Source organism: Margalitia sp. FSL K6-0131 (assembly GCF_038008735.1).
GTDB classification, from domain to species: domain Bacteria; phylum Bacillota; class Bacilli; order Bacillales; family Bacillaceae_C; genus Margalitia; species Margalitia shackletonii.
In genome coordinates this window covers 3,602,081-3,619,005 of the sequence record NZ_JBBOZS010000001.1, presented here as the reverse complement: position 1 = coordinate 3,619,005, position 16,925 = coordinate 3,602,081, and the positions used below count along the sequence as shown (strand labels likewise).

The following is a 16,925-nucleotide window of genomic DNA, read 5'->3' as shown; positions in this document are numbered from 1 at the left end:
GATATTCTTTTAATTGTGTGCTCTAAAAATGATTTAATCAGTTTTTTAAAAAGCTGAGAGAATATTTAGTGAATGCAGAATCTTGCTTTAATGTTATTTCGTTGCTAAATAATTGACGAAAAAAGCAAGGTGGATTATTTTTTATATAGTAGACACTTTAATTTATTATTAATGTAAAGGAGAAATTCAAATGGTAGAAAAACAATTTAAAGTAGTAGATGCAACAGGAATTCATGCTCGTCCAGCAACACTATTAGTACAAACAGCGAGCAAATTTGATTCTGAAATTCAACTTGGATATAACGGTAAACAAGTAAATCTTAAATCAATTATGGGTGTAATGTCTTTAGGTATCGGTAAGGATGCACAAATCAACATAAGCGCAACTGGCAGCGATGAGCAAGATGCATTAAATGCCCTTGAAGATCTATTGAAAAAAGAAGGTTTAGCTGAGTAATGTCAACCATTTTAAAAGGGATTGCGGCATCAAACGGTATTGCGATTGCAAAAGCATATCGCTTGGTAGAGCCTGATCTGTCATTTTCTAAGAAAACCATTGAAAATGCAGACGAGGAAATTGCCCGCTTTCAAGCAGCTATGTCTGCTGCTAAATCCGAATTGGAAGTTATTCGTGAGCGTGCAGGGTCTGAATTAGGAGCGGATAAAGCTGCTATTTTTGATGCGCATCTTTTGGTTTTAAACGATCCAGAACTTATCACACCCATCGAAGATAATATTAAAAACAATAAACTCAATGCTGAAAGCTCTTTAAAAGAGACAACAGATATGTTCATTACTATGTTTGAACAAATGGATAATGAATACATGAGAGAACGCGCTGCTGATATTCGTGATGTAACGAAGCGTGTGCTATCTCATTTATTAGGAGTGAAAATTCCTAATCCAAGCTTAATTTCAGAGGAAGTAATTGTTGTGGCAGAGGATTTAACACCTTCTGATACAGCCCAATTGAACCGAAATTTCGTAAAAGGCTTCACTACTAATATTGGTGGAAGAACATCGCATTCTGCTATCATGGCAAGATCCCTTGAAATACCTGCAGTAGTTGGTACGAAATCAGCTACAGAGGACATTCAAAATGGCGACTTAATCATTGTCGATGGACTAAATGGGGAAGTACATATTAATCCTACTCCAGAAATTGTTGACCAATATAAGAAAGTGCAAGAAAGTTACGAAAAGCAAAAAGCCGAATGGGCAAAGCTTATGAATGAAAAGACCGTTTCTAAAGATGGTCATCATGTAGAACTTGGTGCAAATATTGGTACACCTAATGATTTAAAAGGTGTATTGGACAATGGCGGCGAAGCAATCGGTCTTTATCGTACAGAATTTTTGTATATGGGAAGAGATCAGCTTCCTTCTGAGGATGAACAGTTTGAATCCTATAAAGCTGTTTTAGAAGGAATGAATGGAAAGCCTGTCGTTGTTCGTACTCTCGATATTGGCGGCGACAAAAAGCTTCCATATTTAAATCTTCCAGAGGAAATGAATCCATTTCTAGGTTTCCGTGCGATAAGATTATGCCTTGAAGAACAGGATATGTTCCGTACACAACTACGTGCATTACTTCGTGCAAGTGTTTACGGAAATTTAAAAATCATGTTCCCGATGATTTCAACCTTGAATGAGTTCCGACAAGCCAAACAAATATTATTAGAAGAAAAAGATAAGTTAGTAAGTAATGGCGTCAATGTTTCTGATAATATTGAGCTTGGAATTATGGTCGAAATCCCTTCAACTGCGGTAATAGCTGACCAATTCGCTAAAGAGGTTGATTTCTTTAGTATTGGAACAAACGATTTGATCCAATATACAATGGCTGCTGACCGTATGAATGAGCGAGTATCTTATTTATATCAACCATACAATCCTGCAATATTACGATTAGTGAAAATGGTAATAGATGCCTCTCATAAAGAAGGAAAATGGACAGGCATGTGCGGTGAAATGGCTGGGGATGAGCTAGCAATTCCAATTTTACTTGGTCTTGGTTTAGATGAGTTCTCTATGAGTGCTTCTTCTATTCTCAAAGCAAGAGCACAAATCAAAAATCTTTCCAAGGCAGAAATGGAAAAGCTTGCTGAGCAGGTTCTTCAGCTTCAAACAACGGAAGAAGTAATTGAAGCTGTAAAGAAAGCAACTCTATAGTCATAAAACTGTAATATTGATTAGGTTTAAATTGGGGAGAAAGGTGGAATAGATAAGTATTCTCAAGTATTTGTGGATAGTTGAATGGGAAAACTGTTACAAACTTGGGTTAACCATTTCTTTCCTATTTTTCCCCCTTTATTTTTCCGGATGATTTCATCCGGTTTTTTTTATTTTAGGAGCATTTATAATGAAACCTTATTAGTGGTTCATTTATAATGAAGTCGTGAAAAACTATTTTAAGGAGGCTATAAAATGGAATTTGGCTTAAATGGGAAAACCGCACTTGTGGTAGCTTCAAGTCAAGGTTTGGGAAAAGCAATTGCTGCTTCATTGGTAAATGAAGGGGTAAATGTAATGCTAGCCAGCCGGAATGAAGAACAGTTGGAAAGTGTTGAGTATGAATTAGCAGGACTCGAAAAAGGAAAAGTAAGTCATATTCGCTGTGATATTACTAATCCTGAGGATATAAGAAACATGGTGGAAAAGACGAAAGCAGAATTCGGCCGGTTAGATATTTTAATCAATAATGCCGGAGGACCACCTGCAGGCAGTTTCGAAGAAATGACTGATGAGCATTGGCAAAACGCATTTGAACTTAACCTTTTATCTTACATAAGAGTTATTCGTGAAGCATTACCATTATTAAAAGTGAATGGCGGAAAAATTATTAATATCGCATCCTCTTCCATAAAAGAACCAATTCCAGGTTTGATTCTTTCAAATACCTTTAGAACCGGTATTGTCGGATTGTCAAAAACGTTAGCCTCTTAATTAGCACCATTCAATATCTTAATTAACACTGTTGGTCCCGGAAGAATTGCAACAGACCGTGTGAAGCATTTGGATGAAGTAAATGCTTCCAAGACAGGTTATTCACGTGAGGAAATTGAAAACCTTGAGAAGAAAACTATACCATTACAAAGATATGGACGGCCGGAAGAATTCGCTAATGTTGTTACTTTCCTAGTATCGGATGCCAACACCTATATGACCGGAAGCAGTTTCCTTGTAGACGGCGGAAAAATTAAGGCAATTTAAATACGGGGTAACACATAGGAAAAGAAGCAAAGTGTCTTTTAAATGTCAATAAAAGATAGTTCACACCCAAGAATCATGAAAAGTTTTATTTAACATTGCCAATAGAAAAGGAGAGGACCCCTTTGGAAAAAACAATTGGATTTATCGGAACAGGTGTTATGGGGAAAAGTATGGTTCAGCATTTGATTAAGAGTAATTATCCGGTTTATATATATAATCGTACGAAAGAAAAAGCTATGGATTTGATAGAAAAAGGTGCTGTATGGTGTGACAGTCCTAAAGAGGTAGCACAGAATGCTGATGTTGTTTTAACAATTGTCGGCTATCCATATGATGTAGAGGAAGTATATTTTGGGAATGATGGGTTGCTTTCTAATGGGAAAGAAAATAGTATTTTTATCGATATGACCACCTCTACGCCGACACTTGCGATCAGAATATATGAAGAAGGTAAAAAGAAAGGTATCCAAACGATAGACGCACCAGTTTCTGGTGGAGATATTGGTGCAAAAAATGGTACATTGACCATCATGGTCGGAGGGGAAGAGCAAACATTCAATACCATTCTTCCGATATTATCTTGCTTTGGGCAAAACATCGTATATCAAGGTCCGGCAGGCAGTGGCCAGCATACGAAAATGTGTAATCAAATTGCCATTGCTACCAATATGATTGGGGTATGTGAAGCATTAGTTTATGCCAAGAGAGCAGGATTAGATCCGGAAACTGTTTTAAAATCGATTAGTGCTGGTGCGGCAGGAAGCTGGTCCCTCAGCAACTATGTTCCAAGAATTCTTACGGGTGACTATTCACCGGGATTTTTTATCAAACATTTTATCAAAGATATGAAAATTGCACTTGAAGAAGCGGAAAAAATGAATTTACCTTTGCCTGGTCTTGCATTAGCGAAACAAATGTATGAAGAATTAGCTGAACAAGGCGAGGAGAACAGTGGTACACAGGCATTAATAAAATATTGGAATCAGTTTGAATAAAATCTTACGTACTCCTAACAATAGATATGACTATGTAAGTTAGGAGGAACTCTTCGTGGCGAAGCGAACAAAGAAAAACGATGCTGATCAAAAAAATAAAAAAGGATTTGATTCTTCTGTATTAAATGAGGAATTTGCCCATGAAATGGGAAGTGCTGCAACGAATAAAATTCATAAGGATAAAGCGAAGAAAGAAAAAGCTCCCAAAAATAACGGTAAATACAAAGGTCAATAAGAACAAATGCGCAAAACGCCTTGCTCATCGGTGTACGGATTTCGTAGTCGCTCACCTCGAGATAAAGGAAACACAGTGAGGTAGTTCACGAGCTATTGAATATTGAACTACCATTTTCACCGAGTAAAATTTGAAGTGTAATTTTACCTGATGTTGACTTATCGTAGGGAGGAGACGGAGAAATCCGCTAGACGATAGACGCTGGAGCTAGACGTAATAAAAAAAGTGTCCATTGGACACTTTTTTAGCTTTTATTCACCAAGTACTTCTCCATTCGATTTAATCCTTCCTCGAGTTTTTCCATAGAGCATGCGTAGGAAAGTCTGAAAAAACCTTCTCCATAGATAGAAAAAGCACTGCCGGGAACAACTGCAATCTTGTTTTTATACGCCAATTCAACAGCAAAATCGAAAGAAGACAATTCCAGCTCATGAGGGATTTTTACGAAAAAGTAAAAGGCGCCATCCGGTTTAACATATTCCAATCCCATCTTCGTTAATCTCTCACAAACGTAATCTCGCCTTTTTATATATTCCTCGCGCATTGGTTCTGCATCATTATAACCTTTAGTAAGTGCTTCTATAGCAGCCATTTGCGAAATGGAAGATACACACGAAACATTGTATTGATGTACCTTTATAATATGTTTTGCAATATTTTCGGGAGCAAATAAGAAACCTATCCTCCAGCCTGTCATCGAATGTGATTTGGATAATCCATTAATGACAATTGTTTGCTCCCTAAGATCGTTTGCGATGGAATAATGCTTATTTTCATATACTAATTCACTATAAATTTCATCAGCAATTACAAATATATTTCTTCCTTTAAGAAGCCTAGCTATATCCTTTAATTCCTTTTCCGTTAAGCTGACGCCTGTTGGATTCGATGGATACGGTAAAATGATACATCTTGTTTTATCTGTTAAATAAGGAGCTATTTTTTCAGCCGTCAGTTTAAAATGGGAATCCCTTGTATCCACATGAACTGGAATTCCCCCAGCTATCCTTATGATAGGCTCATATCCCGGATAAATGGGACCTGGTAAGATTACTTCGCTGCCTTCTGTTAATATCGTTCTTAATGAAACATCTATTGCTTCACTTGCACCAACTGTTACAATTACTTCTTTTTCAGCATCATACTGTAAGTTATATTTTTGTTTCACAAAATCACTGGCGGCTTTCCGTAATTCTATATAGCCAGCATTATGGGTATATATTGTAAAATCGTTTTCAATTGCAGCAATGCCTGCATTCTTTACATGCGTGGGAGTTGGGAAATCAGGTTGTCCGATGGTAAAGGAAATCATATTTTCCACACCACTAACCATATTGGAGAATTTCCGAATTCCGGATATTTCTATATCTAAAACTCTTTTATTTAGTAAGTGCTCCACTAATAAGTCATCCTTCCCATGTTATCTTTCTAAATGGTGTCCAGCTCTATCGCCTATCGACTCACCGTGTTTCGTTTATCTCAGTCGAAGCCCTAAAGTTTATACGTAGTTGGACAGGCGCATTTCGCTTTCTTTTATATTACCACTTATTCACCGATTTTCTTATCATTTTTGATTCAATAATACTCTCTTTTCTTCTATTTAGAAATTTCATAACGATAGAACACTTCGGCAATTTTTCGTGTTATATTTACATTATGATAGATTGGAAGGGAAGTTGCTATATGACAATAGAAAAGGATATCCCATTAGAGAGTGGTTCAAAAGAATTAGAAATTATCGAATTTCAATTGCAAAATAATAAATTTGGCATCGATGTGATAAAAGTAAAGGAAATTATTCAGCCTCTGCCCGTTACCTTTATACCTCACGCACACCCGTATATGGAAGGAATTGTCCAGTTACGGGGAGAAGTTTTGCCGGTTATTGATTTAGCAAAAGTATTAAATTTTGATAACAGTGAAGATAGGTCAAAGGAGAAATATATTGTTTCAGAGTTTAACCAAATGAAAGTGGTTTTTCATGTTCATGAGGTAAGTCAAATCCATCGAATTTCGAAGCAGCAAGTGGAGAAGCCATCTGATATGTATGCAAGTGAGCGGCAACAAGTAATTGGCATCATAAAAAAAGAAAACGAGATGATTTTAATGCTTGATTTTGAAAGCATTATTTCAGAAATGAATCCAATCTCGATCCATTAAAATGAAAAGAAGAGCTTTTAGTGCTCTTCTTTTCTGCTTTTAAGAAATGATAAAATTTAATCTTGTGAAAACACCTTTTAACAAAAGCTGGACCTATAGCGCCAGCGCGTGTGCATTTGTTATGTTAGTTACAAATGCTTTATTAGTCGTAATGATATTAATAACTGTCTCCAAGTTTTTTGAAAATAGGTCTTTGAGGCCGCGGTTTACGGCTGTTGGAACGGGTATTACTTTTTTCCTTTAACCCAGTATATGTCTGCAATATTTGCTTTGCCTGATTTAATGGCATGTGACATTTAGGATTTCTCGTATAACGATCTAATTTTCCTAGATGAGGAAGCATTTCGAAATCTTGTTTTGTTGGGGGGATATGAAAAGAATATTCTCCGCATTGTACAAGAACATCCGATTGCTGCTGACTATATTTCGGATTGTCAGAAAAGTGAAGTCCAATCTTTTTAGCCTTTCCTTCTTGCACCATTTTCTCAATTGCTTCTCTTTTTAATTTATATAAAAACTTTGGGTTAGTGGCAGTTTTGGCATGCCGGTTCACAGTGAAAATAGCATATGAGAGGTTTAATATAGAAGGTGGTAACGGAGCGGAAGAGTGTGAATTCAAAAAAACGAACTCCTTTCCATTGTTAAATAATTTTGAAATTGATTGACTTTATTATACTACTAATTCATAAGATTGGAAAGGCTGTCTCAAAAAACATGTATATTTTGTGTCAATTTTATCAAGTTATTGACAGGACAAAAAAATACTCCTTATAGTTATGTTGTTAACAGTTTAGGGGGTGAACTATTATTGGAACGTGAAAAAATAAAGCTATTAATAAAAAGATACGAAGACGTCTATTTATTTGCTACAAAACGAATTTCTTCCCTAATTTCAGAAAACGTGTTGAAAGAATTGTCATTAGAACAGTATTCAATGCTGAGAATTATTTATTTTCAAGGTCCACTTCGCGCTGCTGAATTATCGGAACAATTAAATGTAAATAAAAGCGCTATAACTTCTAAAGTGGATAAATTAGAAACTAAAGGTTTCATTAAGAGAGAAAGAGATCAAAACGACCGTAGAAATATATACATAACTGCAACAGAAGAAGGAAAAAAGGTTTGTGAAGAAGTGGAAATAAAAATAGAAAAGTTTGTCAGTCATTATTTAGAGGAATTAGATCCAGATGATTTAGAAGAATTTATTAACCTCTATGAAAAAATTTCCACTATTATTCAAAATTCAAAGGAGGGAGATACTCTATGAAATTTGTTGTCCGTTTTAGATGGCTGCTACTAGCCTTTTGGATTGTGGTGGCAGCTGTTCTTACATGGAAGGCTCCAAATATGGAGAACCTTGTCCGTGAAAAAGGCCAGATTACTGTTCCGGATGGATATCCTTCCAGACTTGCTTCTGAAATAAAACAGCATCATACAAGTGAGAAGGAAGGCTCTGAATCCTTTATCGTCGTTTTTCACGATAATAAAAAATTGGATTCTAATCAAATTGAAAATATTCATAAAACTATTCAAAAAATAAAAAGTAAAGAAAAGGAACTTAGCGTAAATAGCGTTACAACACATTTTGACCAAGAGGAATTAAAAAATCAATTAGTTTCAAAAGATGGAAAAACCATTTTAGCTATTTTAGATGTTGAGTTAAAGAATAGAGAGATTAGCAGTGTCCGCGATAAACTGGACAATGCGATTGCTACACCGCATGTCCAAACGATGATGACAGGAAATGGACTAATCAATGAGGATGTAGTGATAAGTTCGCAAAAAGGGCTTAAAAAGACAGAATTAATAACCGTAGCGTTTATATTAATTGTTTTAATCCTTGTCTTCCGGTCGGTAGTAGCTCCTATCATTCCTCTGATTACCGTCGGTTTGACTTATTTGGTGAGCCAATCGGTTGTCGCCTTTTTAGTAGATAAGCTGAATTTTCCGTTATCGAATTTCACGCAGATTTTTTTAGTCGCAGTATTATTTGGGATTGGAACGGATTATTGTATTCTCCTATTAAGTCGTTTTAAGGAGGAATTATCGAAGGGAAATGAAGTGGTGCCGGCAATTATTGCGACATATAAAACTGCCGGAAAAACGGTTTTATTTAGCGGGATTGCAGTTATGATTGGATTTGCATCTATAGGTTTTGCAAGCTTTAAGCTTTACCAATCTGCATCAGCAGTCGCTGTGGGAGTAGTATTTCTTCTTCTGGCCCTACTAACAGTGGTTCCATTTTTTATGGCTACACTCCGCAAAGTAATTTTTTGGCCGCTGAAAGGAAATATTTCTCATTCAGAAAGTAAACTTTGGGGATGGGCAGGGAATCTTGCTATTACTCGACCGATTATAGCATTGGGAATTGTTGCTGTTATTACGATTCCGTTATTAATAAGCTACAATGGAAAGCTATCCTTTAACTCTCTAGATGAGCTGGGCAATGACTATGAATCTGTTAAGGCATTTAATATCGTTTCAAATGGCTTTGGATCTGGTGAAATTATGCCAGTTACGGTCGTTCTTGAAAATGATGAATCGATGAAATCGAAGGAATATTTAGGATTAATTGAAAATGTCAGTGGTGATTTATCTAAAGTAGATCATATTGAAAAAGTCCGCAGTGCAACACGTCCTGTTGGGGATGTTATGAAAGAGCTTTATGTTAGAAATCAAGCAGGTACAATCAGTGAAGGGATTGGCAAAGGAAATAAAGGAATCGGAGATATTAAAGCAGGCTTAAATACCGCAGCAAAGTCTTTAAGTAAAAATGAACCGAAACTTAAGAGTGCTACAGCCGGAATTGGTGATCTTCAGACAGGAACAAAATCATTACAATCTGGAATCACGGATTTACAGACTGCACTTGAACAAATAGAGAAAGGGATTCGCAGCGGATCGACGGGAGCAGGTGAACTAAAGACCGGAATTATGGAAGCCCGCAAACAAGCCTTTGCATTAAAAGCGGGAGTAAATGAACTCCTGACTAACTATCAGAAGATGCAGCAAGGAGTCCAGCAATTGGAATCAAATTATAAGCAAATAACTAATGGGATAACTTCCATTCAAGCGAGCTTGATGAATTTAAATAGCCATTTTACCCAACTTGAATCCAAATATAATGGGCTTAAAGAAGATGGTGACTACAATGCTATCAAACAAACTGTACAAGGTACGGCACAAAGTCTTGGTGTAAGCGCCGGAGCTTTAACAGAACTAGATAAAAATTTATCAGCAGTAAATAATGGTTTTCAGCAAGCAAATACAGGCTTAAGTAGTATTTTATCTGGAATTAGTCAATTTGCAAACAGCTTTAATCCCATTATAACGGGATTAGACCAATTAGAAAAAGGTATGTCAAAAGCGGCAGATGGACAATCGCAAGTCATCCAGAAACTCCCTGATGTATCAAATGGATTAGGAAAAATCGCAGATGGGCAACAACAGTTGCAGAAAGGGTTTGGATCCGTTGGCGAGCAATTATCTAATCTCACAAATGGTTTAAATCAAAGTACAGATGGTCTTGGGAAAATACAATCAGGATTAGATGATGCTAGTGACTATTTGAATAAGATGTCTAACGATAGTAACTTACAAAAATCTGGTGTATATATTCCGGATGAATTATTAACCAATGTGGATTACCAGAAAGCATTAGACACATATATTTCAAAAGATGGAAAAATGACAAGCTTTGATTTAGTACTAAACCAAAATCCATATTCCAACCAAGCAATGCAAACGATTGATCGAATAAATCAGGCATTAAAAACCTCGCTTAAGGGTACGAAGCTTGAAAATGCCCATATCGGAATATCCGGTGTTACTAGTATGAATCATGATTTGAATAAAATGTCAAACTCGGATTACAGCAGAACAGTTATGTTTATGCTGGCGGGAATAGGGATTATTTTAATTATCCTTTTAAGATCACTCATCATGCCGATTTACTTAATAATTTCTTTATTACTAACCTATTATTCTTCGATTGCCATGACTGAATTGGTATTTGTCCATATGCTTGGATACTCCGGTATCAGTTGGGCTGTACCATTTTTCGGATTTGTTATTTTAATGGCGTTAGGAATAGATTATTCTATTTTCCTTATGGATCGTTTTTCAGAATATCGTCAACTACAAGTAAAAGAAGGAATTTTAATGGCGATGAAAAATATGGGGACAGTTATCATTTCAGCTGCGATTATACTAGCAGGAACATTTGCGGCAATGCTTCCTTCTGGTGTAATGTCCTTATTACAAATTGCCACACTAGTCTTATCAGGATTGTTATTTTATGCATTCATCGTGCTACCGCTGTTTGTTCCTGTGATGGTTAAAGCACTTGGTAAGACAAATTGGTGGCCATTTATGGGAAATAAATAGGAAAATTTTCATAATCTCTTTATTTTAATGTCAGACTCTTATAAAATGAATGAGTCTGACATTTTTGTTGAAAATATGCTATTTTTCGACAAAAACTGGAGTTGTTTTTAGATGCAAATAGAAAAAATAATTATTTTATCTTTCATTATATTCATTTATACTGATAATTAGTAAAATAGACATAAGTAGATAAATAATGACAATTTTTGAATTAAAGAGGGCCTGGGGTTTAAAAAGGGATGGTTATATGAAGCAGACTAATAATACACATACGAAGAAAAAAATGGTACATCCTGAAAATGGTCATGAAGAAAAAATGCTTCGTGATATTTTCTTGCATCAAATTTCAGATATGGTATTTATCATGAAAGTGGAACCTGGTCCAACATTTCGTTATTTATTTGTAAATCAAAAAGGATTGGATCATGCGAATTTAAAGGAAGAGCATATAGGCTCTCTTATGGAAGAAGTGTTACCGGAAGAACTCTCTACCCATTTAAATAGATATTATCAAAAAGTGTTGGAAACAAACGAAACCGTCATTTTTACGGATTATATTCAAGTAAATGAACATGAAATTAGAGTGTTTGAGAGTCGTCTTACAGGAATAAATGATCAAAATTCTATTTCCTATATTGTTGGTATTACACGAGATGTTACGGATTTAGTTGAAACAAGACAAAAATATCAATCACTTATCGATCATAATTTAGATGCGATTTTTTCTATTAATGAAAAGGGAAGAATATTAAGTGCCAATCCTGCTAGTTTGAAAATGATAGGCTATACCGAAGAAGAGCTTATTAATCGTTCTATTTACGAATTAGTAGATAAAAACGGAGTCGGGGAAATATTCAGAGTAATGTCTAATACTTTATCTGGAGAACCGCAAGAAACGAATGATTGTACATTTATTAATAAACAAGGTGTTAAATTATATATACAATTAAAAACGGTCCCAATTAAAATTAATGGGGAAATAAGGGGAATATACGTCATTATTCGTGATACTACCGAGCAGTGGAGAACGAATGAAAAGATGAACTATATGGCAATGCACGATTCATTAACAGGTTTGTGGAATCGTCCGGCGTTATTAGAGCATCTTCAAGCGGAAATTACGACATCGATGATTAAAGAGCAAGATTTTGCCCTTTTTTATATTGATTTAGATCGATTCAAATACTTTAATGACACATTAGGTCATCAAGCAGGAGATGAACTGTTAAAGCAAACCTCCCACCGGTTATTAACTTTAAATGTCTCTTATAATCGTGTATATCGATTAGGCGGAGACGAGTTTGTTATCATTTTGCCTAGAATAAAGAAAAAAGAAGCGGATCGTGTCGCTGGAAATATCCTTGCATTGTTCCATGAACCATTTAATATTTATGATCAAGACTACTACCTAACCCCATCCATTGGTATTAGTCTCTTTCCGGCAGATGGGAAAGATGCGGAAAGCTTAATCAAAAATGCTGACAGTGCGCTTATTCAGGTAAAGGAAAAAGGGAAGGGACATTATCGTTTTTACCGTACAGAAATGAATGAAGCCTTTCCAAACTATATTTTGATGGAAGCACATTTGCGAAAGGCTATTGAAAAGAATGAATTTATCATGCATTATCAACCGCAAGTTAATTTACTTGATGGCAAGATAAAGAGCTTTGAAGCGTTAATACGCTGGAATAATCGAAAGTTTGGTTTTGTATCCCCGGCACAATTTATTCCGTTGGCTGAAGAAACGGGGCTGATAATCTCAATTGGTGAGTGGGTTATCCATACTGTTTGTGAACAACTTGCAATTTGGAGAAAAAAGGGTTTTAAAGATATTCGTGTTGCAATCAATATATCACCGAAACAATTACTTGATCCAAATCTGCCAACTATTATTAAAAAGGCACTGTTATTTTACCAATTACCGGCTTCTTCCATTGAAATTGAAGTAACGGAAGGAGCAATGGAGGATACTAGAAATGCTCTGTCCATGCTCCAGCGTCTAAAAGAAATCGGGATCGTAATTTCAGTTGACGATTTCGGAACAGGATACTCTTCCTTGAATTATTTAAAAAGATTTCCGATAGACATTATTAAAATTGATCAGTCCTTTGTGAAAGAAATTCAAGTAAATGAAAAAGATGCCGCTATTACGAAAACAATTATTAATCTTGCCCATAATTTAGGGATGGAGGTCATTGCTGAGGGAGTCGAAGAAAGCGATCAGGTTCAATTCCTCATTTCCGCACAATGTCTTAAAGCACAAGGATTTTATTTCAGCCGTCCGGTGAGTGCGGATGAGATTGAAAAAAATGTATTGTGTATATAAGAAGATCGCAAGTATACGGATGAGCAAAATTGGCACTTCAAAATTTCACCGAGTAACATTTGAAATGTAATTTTACCAAGTATAAATAGCACTACCATTTTCACTTGTTGCACTAACTCAAGCAAGAGACGTAGAAATCCGCTAATCAATGGCTTCTTACTTTAGATAGATATAATACTTGAAAATTAATTTATGCGATCCCCCTAAGAAATGCCCGCTACTTAACGGATATTGCAATGTTGCGGTCATTTCTTATGTTTTTCCCGATTGTAATTGGAAGATCGTTATTTCTGGTACGGATAAAAACCGAAAAGGTAGTCTGGTCGTCCCAAGTCCGCGGTTTACATATAAGTAAAGTGGATTCCTTATATTTACATGGTATTCCCCTTCGATATACTTCCTTCCATATGGAGGTGTTACTAAAGGTCCGTAAAACGGTATTTTTACTTGTCCACCATGGCTATGTCCGCTTAATTGAATATCAATGCCGATTGCGGATGCGGCATCTGCAAGGTCAGGTGCATGAGACAGGAGGATAGAAAAATAATGAACAGGTATTCTTTTAAGTGTTCCTGGAATATCTGGCTTCCCTAACATAGCATCGTCAATGCCCGCTACAAATATTTTTTCACCATTATTTAACTCAAGCGAAATGGCTTCATTTCTTAAAACGTAAAAATTTGCTTTTTCCATGATTTGCATATAAATATCGGTACCATAGCCGCCATGATCATGATTCCCAAAAATCGCATACTTTCCATAAGGAGCATTTAATTCCTTCAGAATATTGCATAGCGCTTCTTTAAATGGATACTGATTTGGTTTGTCCATTAAGTCACCTGTAAAAAAAATGATGTCAGGCTTTATCTTATTGATGGCTATAATATGTTTTTTTAATTGTTCTAAGCTATATTGAAATCCAATATGTGTGTCGCTAAATTGAACAATTTTACAGCCGTGAAAGCTTTTCGGAATTTTCTCGTGATAAATGGGAATATAATTCATGTCAAGACGGTGTGGTTCAATGTATCGACTATAAATATAGCCACCGCTGCTGAGACCTATTAATGCCAAAAAATAACTTATTACCCTTTTCAAAAAGCTTCTTCGGGATATGGGATTATTCATTTTTATCAATGAAGCAACATAAACTATTTGTTAAGTTTTTCATTTTATTCGCGGTATGCTTCTCTCCTTTATGCCATATCTATTGAAATCTTAAGTATTTAAAGGTATATTCTATTTATATTGCGAGGTTAAATGAATAATAATTTATTAGATAGATAAAATTTAAAAAAGTTTTTAGAAGTATCGTGAATAGATAGGAAAGGGGTTATTATTATGCACAAACATAAGCATATGGACGTTTTCTTCTTACCAACGAAGTCCGGAATGATAAAAATCTATTCATACGGTTTTTCATCTGGGGAATCATGGGGTCAAGTTTTTACTGAATATAATGATATTACAGTATCGGTTAAAGGATATAATCAAAAGAAGGCAATTATTAAATCGATTTCAAGATTAAATGATTCCTTGCTTAATAAAAATAGAGATAAATAAGAAAAGTGCAAGCGCCTTGCTCATCGGCGTACGGATTTCGTAGTCGCAGGCTCGAGATAAAGGAAACACAGTGAGGTAGTTCACGAACTGATGTTGACTTATCGTAGGGAGGAGACGGAGAAATCCGCTATCCGATAGGCGCTGTAGCTAGACAAGATTAAACTTGTTAAATTATTTAGATGTTGAAAAATTTTATACTTTCCTATCCATTAAAAAAGGGTTTTTAACCCTTTTTTTTGCTTCAAAAAATTTGAATATTTTTAAAAAGGGCAATTCGTGTTACAATGGGAAAAGAACGAGATATATACACAAATAAATGAATGACTATTCATTCACTGCGAAGGAGAGGAACAAATGAAAGATCGAGTAGTTATTATCACTGGCGGTTCAAGCGGAATGGGTAAATATATGGCAAAGAAGTTTGCCCAAGAGGGTGCAAATGTCATAATAACCGGAAGAAATTCCGATAGGCTGCATGCGACAAAAGAGGAATTAGAAAAAATAAATTCAAATATATTAACTGTCCAAATGGATGTAAGAAACCCAGAGGAAGTACAACAAATGGTGGATGAAGCACATTCGTGTTTTGGAAAGATTGATTTCCTTGTCAATAATGCTGCCGGGAATTTTATTTGTCCAGCTGAAAAGCTTTCCATTAACGGCTGGAATTCAGTTATTAATATTGTATTAAATGGAACATTTTACTGCTCTCATGCGGTCGGAAACTATTGGATTGAAAAAGGCATTAAAGGAAGTATGATTAATATGGTTGCAACATATGCATGGAATGCAGGACCTGGAGTTATTCACTCAGCTTCCGCAAAAGCAGGGGTCTTAGCCTTAACAAGAACCTTAGCAGTAGAATGGGGAAGGAAATACGGAATTCGTGTAAATGCCATTGCTCCTGGACCAATTGATAAAACCGGCGGAGCAGAAAAATTATGGGAATCAGAAGAAGCAGCGAAAAGAACATTAAATAGCATCCCGTTGGGAAGATTGGGAAATCCAGAAGAAATTGCGGAATTAGCAGCTTTTTTATTTTCTGATAAAGCTGCCTATATAAATGGAGAATGTATTACGATGGATGGCGGCCAGTGGCTGAATCAATATCCTTTTTAACAATCGGGGGTTACATAAATGAAGTTTTTTGGAAAAGAGCATTATATAACTAGTTTTTCTGCTAAACATCAGCCAAAGTATTTTGTTGATTTAGGGGAAACTTTTCAAGTTGAAACACATGATTGCTACGGCGGAGCATTCACGAGTGAAAGTCAATTGCGGACAAGTATGAAGATGGATTATATCAATCCTGCTACTGGGCCCATTTATATTAATGGCGTAGAAAAAGGAGATATTCTTTGTATTGAAATAGAGAATATCGAATTAGATTCTCAAGGTGTCATGGTTCTATACCCTGGTATGGGGAGATTGGGGAACAAGGTGGAGATTGAAGATACCAAAATAATTCCGATAGAAAATGGGACAGTTTTCTATAACGAACATCTTCAATTTAAAGTCAGACCAATGATTGGAGTCATTGGAGTTGCTCCAGTAGATGGGGAGATATTAAGTGAATCGCCTGGGGATCATGGGGGTAATATGGATACAAAATACATCACTGCCGGGAATAAACTGTATCTACCTGTTTTTCATGATGGCGCACTATTAGCACTTGGGGATTTGCATGCTGCCATGGGGGATGGAGAATTAAATGGTTCCGGTATCGAAATTGGCGGAAAGGTAACACTTAAAGTATCAAAAAAAGAAAACCAACCACTTGCATTACCAGTTGTTGAAACGCTTGATTCCTATATGTTTATTGCTTCAGAAAAAACGGTAGAAAAAGCTGCAGAAAAAGGAATGATTACTGCCGTAGAAGCTATTCAAGCAAAGCAATCTTTGACCTTTAACGATGCATACCGGCTTCTTAGTGCATTATGTGATATACAAATCAGCCAATTAGTTAACCCTTTAGTAACAGTTAGAATTAGTGTTCCAAAGGAATTACTAATGTAAAGACCAAATACGCTGATCTCCACAGATCTAG

13 protein-coding genes and 2 pseudogenes are annotated in these 16,925 nt (G+C 35.8%); 12 read left to right on the top strand and 3 right to left on the bottom strand.

Annotated features, from left to right (window positions below; translation table 11 throughout):
• Positions 1–190 precede the first annotated feature (190 nt).
• The 5 genes and pseudogenes from NSQ59_RS17720 to NSQ59_RS17700 all read left to right on the top strand — a co-directional run bounded on the left by NSQ59_RS17720 (position 191) and on the right by NSQ59_RS17700 (position 4,443).
• The gene (locus NSQ59_RS17720) at positions 191–457 is read left to right on the top strand and encodes a phosphocarrier protein HPr (RefSeq protein WP_055740612.1); all 267 of its coding nucleotides are present in this window, start codon (positions 191–193) and stop codon (positions 455–457) included.
• Positions 457–2,172, top strand: a complete 1,716-nt coding sequence (gene ptsP / locus NSQ59_RS17715; protein ID WP_055740611.1) for a phosphoenolpyruvate--protein phosphotransferase — start codon at positions 457–459, stop codon at positions 2,170–2,172. Before NSQ59_RS17720 ends, ptsP begins: the two co-directional genes overlap by 1 nt.
• A gap of 255 nt (positions 2,173–2,427) precedes the next feature.
• Positions 2,428–3,213: pseudogene (locus NSQ59_RS17710) on the top strand (SDR family oxidoreductase).
• 122 nt (positions 3,214–3,335) lie between these two features.
• On the top strand, positions 3,336–4,208 hold the full coding sequence (locus NSQ59_RS17705) for an NAD(P)-dependent oxidoreductase (RefSeq protein WP_268888343.1): 873 nt from the start codon (positions 3,336–3,338) through the stop codon (positions 4,206–4,208).
• 55 nt (positions 4,209–4,263) lie between these two features.
• Positions 4,264–4,443: a hypothetical protein gene (locus NSQ59_RS17700; RefSeq protein WP_055740609.1), complete on the top strand. Its 180-nt coding sequence runs from the start codon at positions 4,264–4,266 to the stop codon at positions 4,441–4,443.
• Between the two features lie 244 nt (positions 4,444–4,687).
• On the opposite strand, the gene NSQ59_RS17695 is transcribed toward NSQ59_RS17700, so the two are convergent.
• Entirely contained in the window at positions 4,688–5,842 is a 1,155-nt protein-coding gene (locus tag NSQ59_RS17695) for an aminotransferase A (RefSeq protein WP_055740608.1), read from the bottom strand.
• Positions 5,843–6,126: 284 nt separating this feature from the next.
• Here NSQ59_RS17695 and NSQ59_RS17690 point away from each other — a divergent pair.
• Positions 6,127–6,594 (top strand): annotated as a pseudogene (locus NSQ59_RS17690) (chemotaxis protein CheW); the annotation flags it as partial.
• 166 nt (positions 6,595–6,760) lie between these two features.
• Here the strand turns inward: NSQ59_RS17690 and NSQ59_RS17685 are convergent.
• Positions 6,761–7,222: a YkyB family protein gene (locus tag NSQ59_RS17685; RefSeq protein WP_055740606.1), complete on the bottom strand. Its 462-nt coding sequence runs from the start codon at positions 7,220–7,222 to the stop codon at positions 6,761–6,763.
• Positions 7,223–7,411: 189 nt separating this feature from the next.
• Here NSQ59_RS17685 and NSQ59_RS17680 point away from each other — a divergent pair, with 189 nt between their 5' ends.
• The 3 genes from NSQ59_RS17680 to NSQ59_RS17670 all read left to right on the top strand — a co-directional run bounded on the left by NSQ59_RS17680 (position 7,412) and on the right by NSQ59_RS17670 (position 13,315).
• Positions 7,412–7,870: a MarR family winged helix-turn-helix transcriptional regulator gene (locus tag NSQ59_RS17680; RefSeq protein ID WP_055740605.1), complete on the top strand. Its 459-nt coding sequence runs from the start codon at positions 7,412–7,414 to the stop codon at positions 7,868–7,870.
• Entirely contained in the window at positions 7,867–10,989 is a 3,123-nt protein-coding gene (locus tag NSQ59_RS17675) for an MMPL family transporter (protein ID WP_340832357.1), read from the top strand. The genes NSQ59_RS17680 and NSQ59_RS17675 overlap by 4 nt, the downstream gene beginning before the upstream one ends.
• Before the next feature lie 247 nt (positions 10,990–11,236).
• Positions 11,237–13,315, top strand: a complete 2,079-nt coding sequence (locus tag NSQ59_RS17670) for a bifunctional diguanylate cyclase/phosphodiesterase (RefSeq protein WP_235950585.1) — start codon at positions 11,237–11,239, stop codon at positions 13,313–13,315.
• 252 nt (positions 13,316–13,567) lie between these two features.
• Here the strand turns inward: NSQ59_RS17670 and NSQ59_RS17665 are convergent, their stop codons facing one another.
• A complete protein-coding gene (locus tag NSQ59_RS17665) occupies positions 13,568–14,443 on the bottom strand; it encodes a metallophosphoesterase (protein WP_055741263.1) in 876 nt (291 codons plus the stop codon).
• Between the two features lie 213 nt (positions 14,444–14,656).
• Between NSQ59_RS17665 and NSQ59_RS17660 the strand changes: the two genes are divergently transcribed.
• From NSQ59_RS17660 to NSQ59_RS17650, 3 genes are all read left to right on the top strand, one after another.
• Positions 14,657–14,878 carry a hypothetical protein gene (locus NSQ59_RS17660; protein ID WP_055740603.1) on the top strand — a complete coding sequence of 74 codons (222 nt, stop codon included), beginning with the start codon at positions 14,657–14,659 and terminating at the stop codon, positions 14,876–14,878.
• A gap of 354 nt (positions 14,879–15,232) precedes the next feature.
• Positions 15,233–15,997 carry a 2,4-dienoyl-CoA reductase gene (gene fadH / locus NSQ59_RS17655; RefSeq protein WP_055740602.1) on the top strand — a complete coding sequence of 255 codons (765 nt, stop codon included), beginning with the start codon at positions 15,233–15,235 and terminating at the stop codon, positions 15,995–15,997.
• A gap of 18 nt (positions 15,998–16,015) precedes the next feature.
• The gene (locus NSQ59_RS17650) at positions 16,016–16,894 is read left to right on the top strand and encodes an acetamidase/formamidase family protein (RefSeq protein ID WP_340832356.1); all 879 of its coding nucleotides are present in this window, start codon (positions 16,016–16,018) and stop codon (positions 16,892–16,894) included.
• Positions 16,895–16,925 lie beyond the last annotated feature (31 nt).

Coding starts and splice junctions, on each gene's coding strand:
- NSQ59_RS17660 (WP_055740603.1), top strand. CDS start 14,657: ATGCACAAACATAAGCATATGGACGTTTTCTTCTTACCAACGAAGTCC.
- NSQ59_RS17670 (WP_235950585.1), top strand. CDS start 11,237: ATGAAGCAGACTAATAATACACATACGAAGAAAAAAATGGTACATCCT.
- fadH (WP_055740602.1), top strand. CDS start 15,233: ATGAAAGATCGAGTAGTTATTATCACTGGCGGTTCAAGCGGAATGGGT.
- NSQ59_RS17650 (WP_340832356.1), top strand. CDS start 16,016: ATGAAGTTTTTTGGAAAAGAGCATTATATAACTAGTTTTTCTGCTAAA.
- NSQ59_RS17665 (WP_055741263.1), bottom strand. CDS start 14,443: ATGAATAATCCCATATCCCGAAGAAGCTTTTTGAAAAGGGTAATAAGT.
- NSQ59_RS17675 (WP_340832357.1), top strand. CDS start 7,867: ATGAAATTTGTTGTCCGTTTTAGATGGCTGCTACTAGCCTTTTGGATT.
- NSQ59_RS17720 (WP_055740612.1), top strand. CDS start 191: ATGGTAGAAAAACAATTTAAAGTAGTAGATGCAACAGGAATTCATGCT.
- ptsP (WP_055740611.1), top strand. CDS start 457: ATGTCAACCATTTTAAAAGGGATTGCGGCATCAAACGGTATTGCGATT.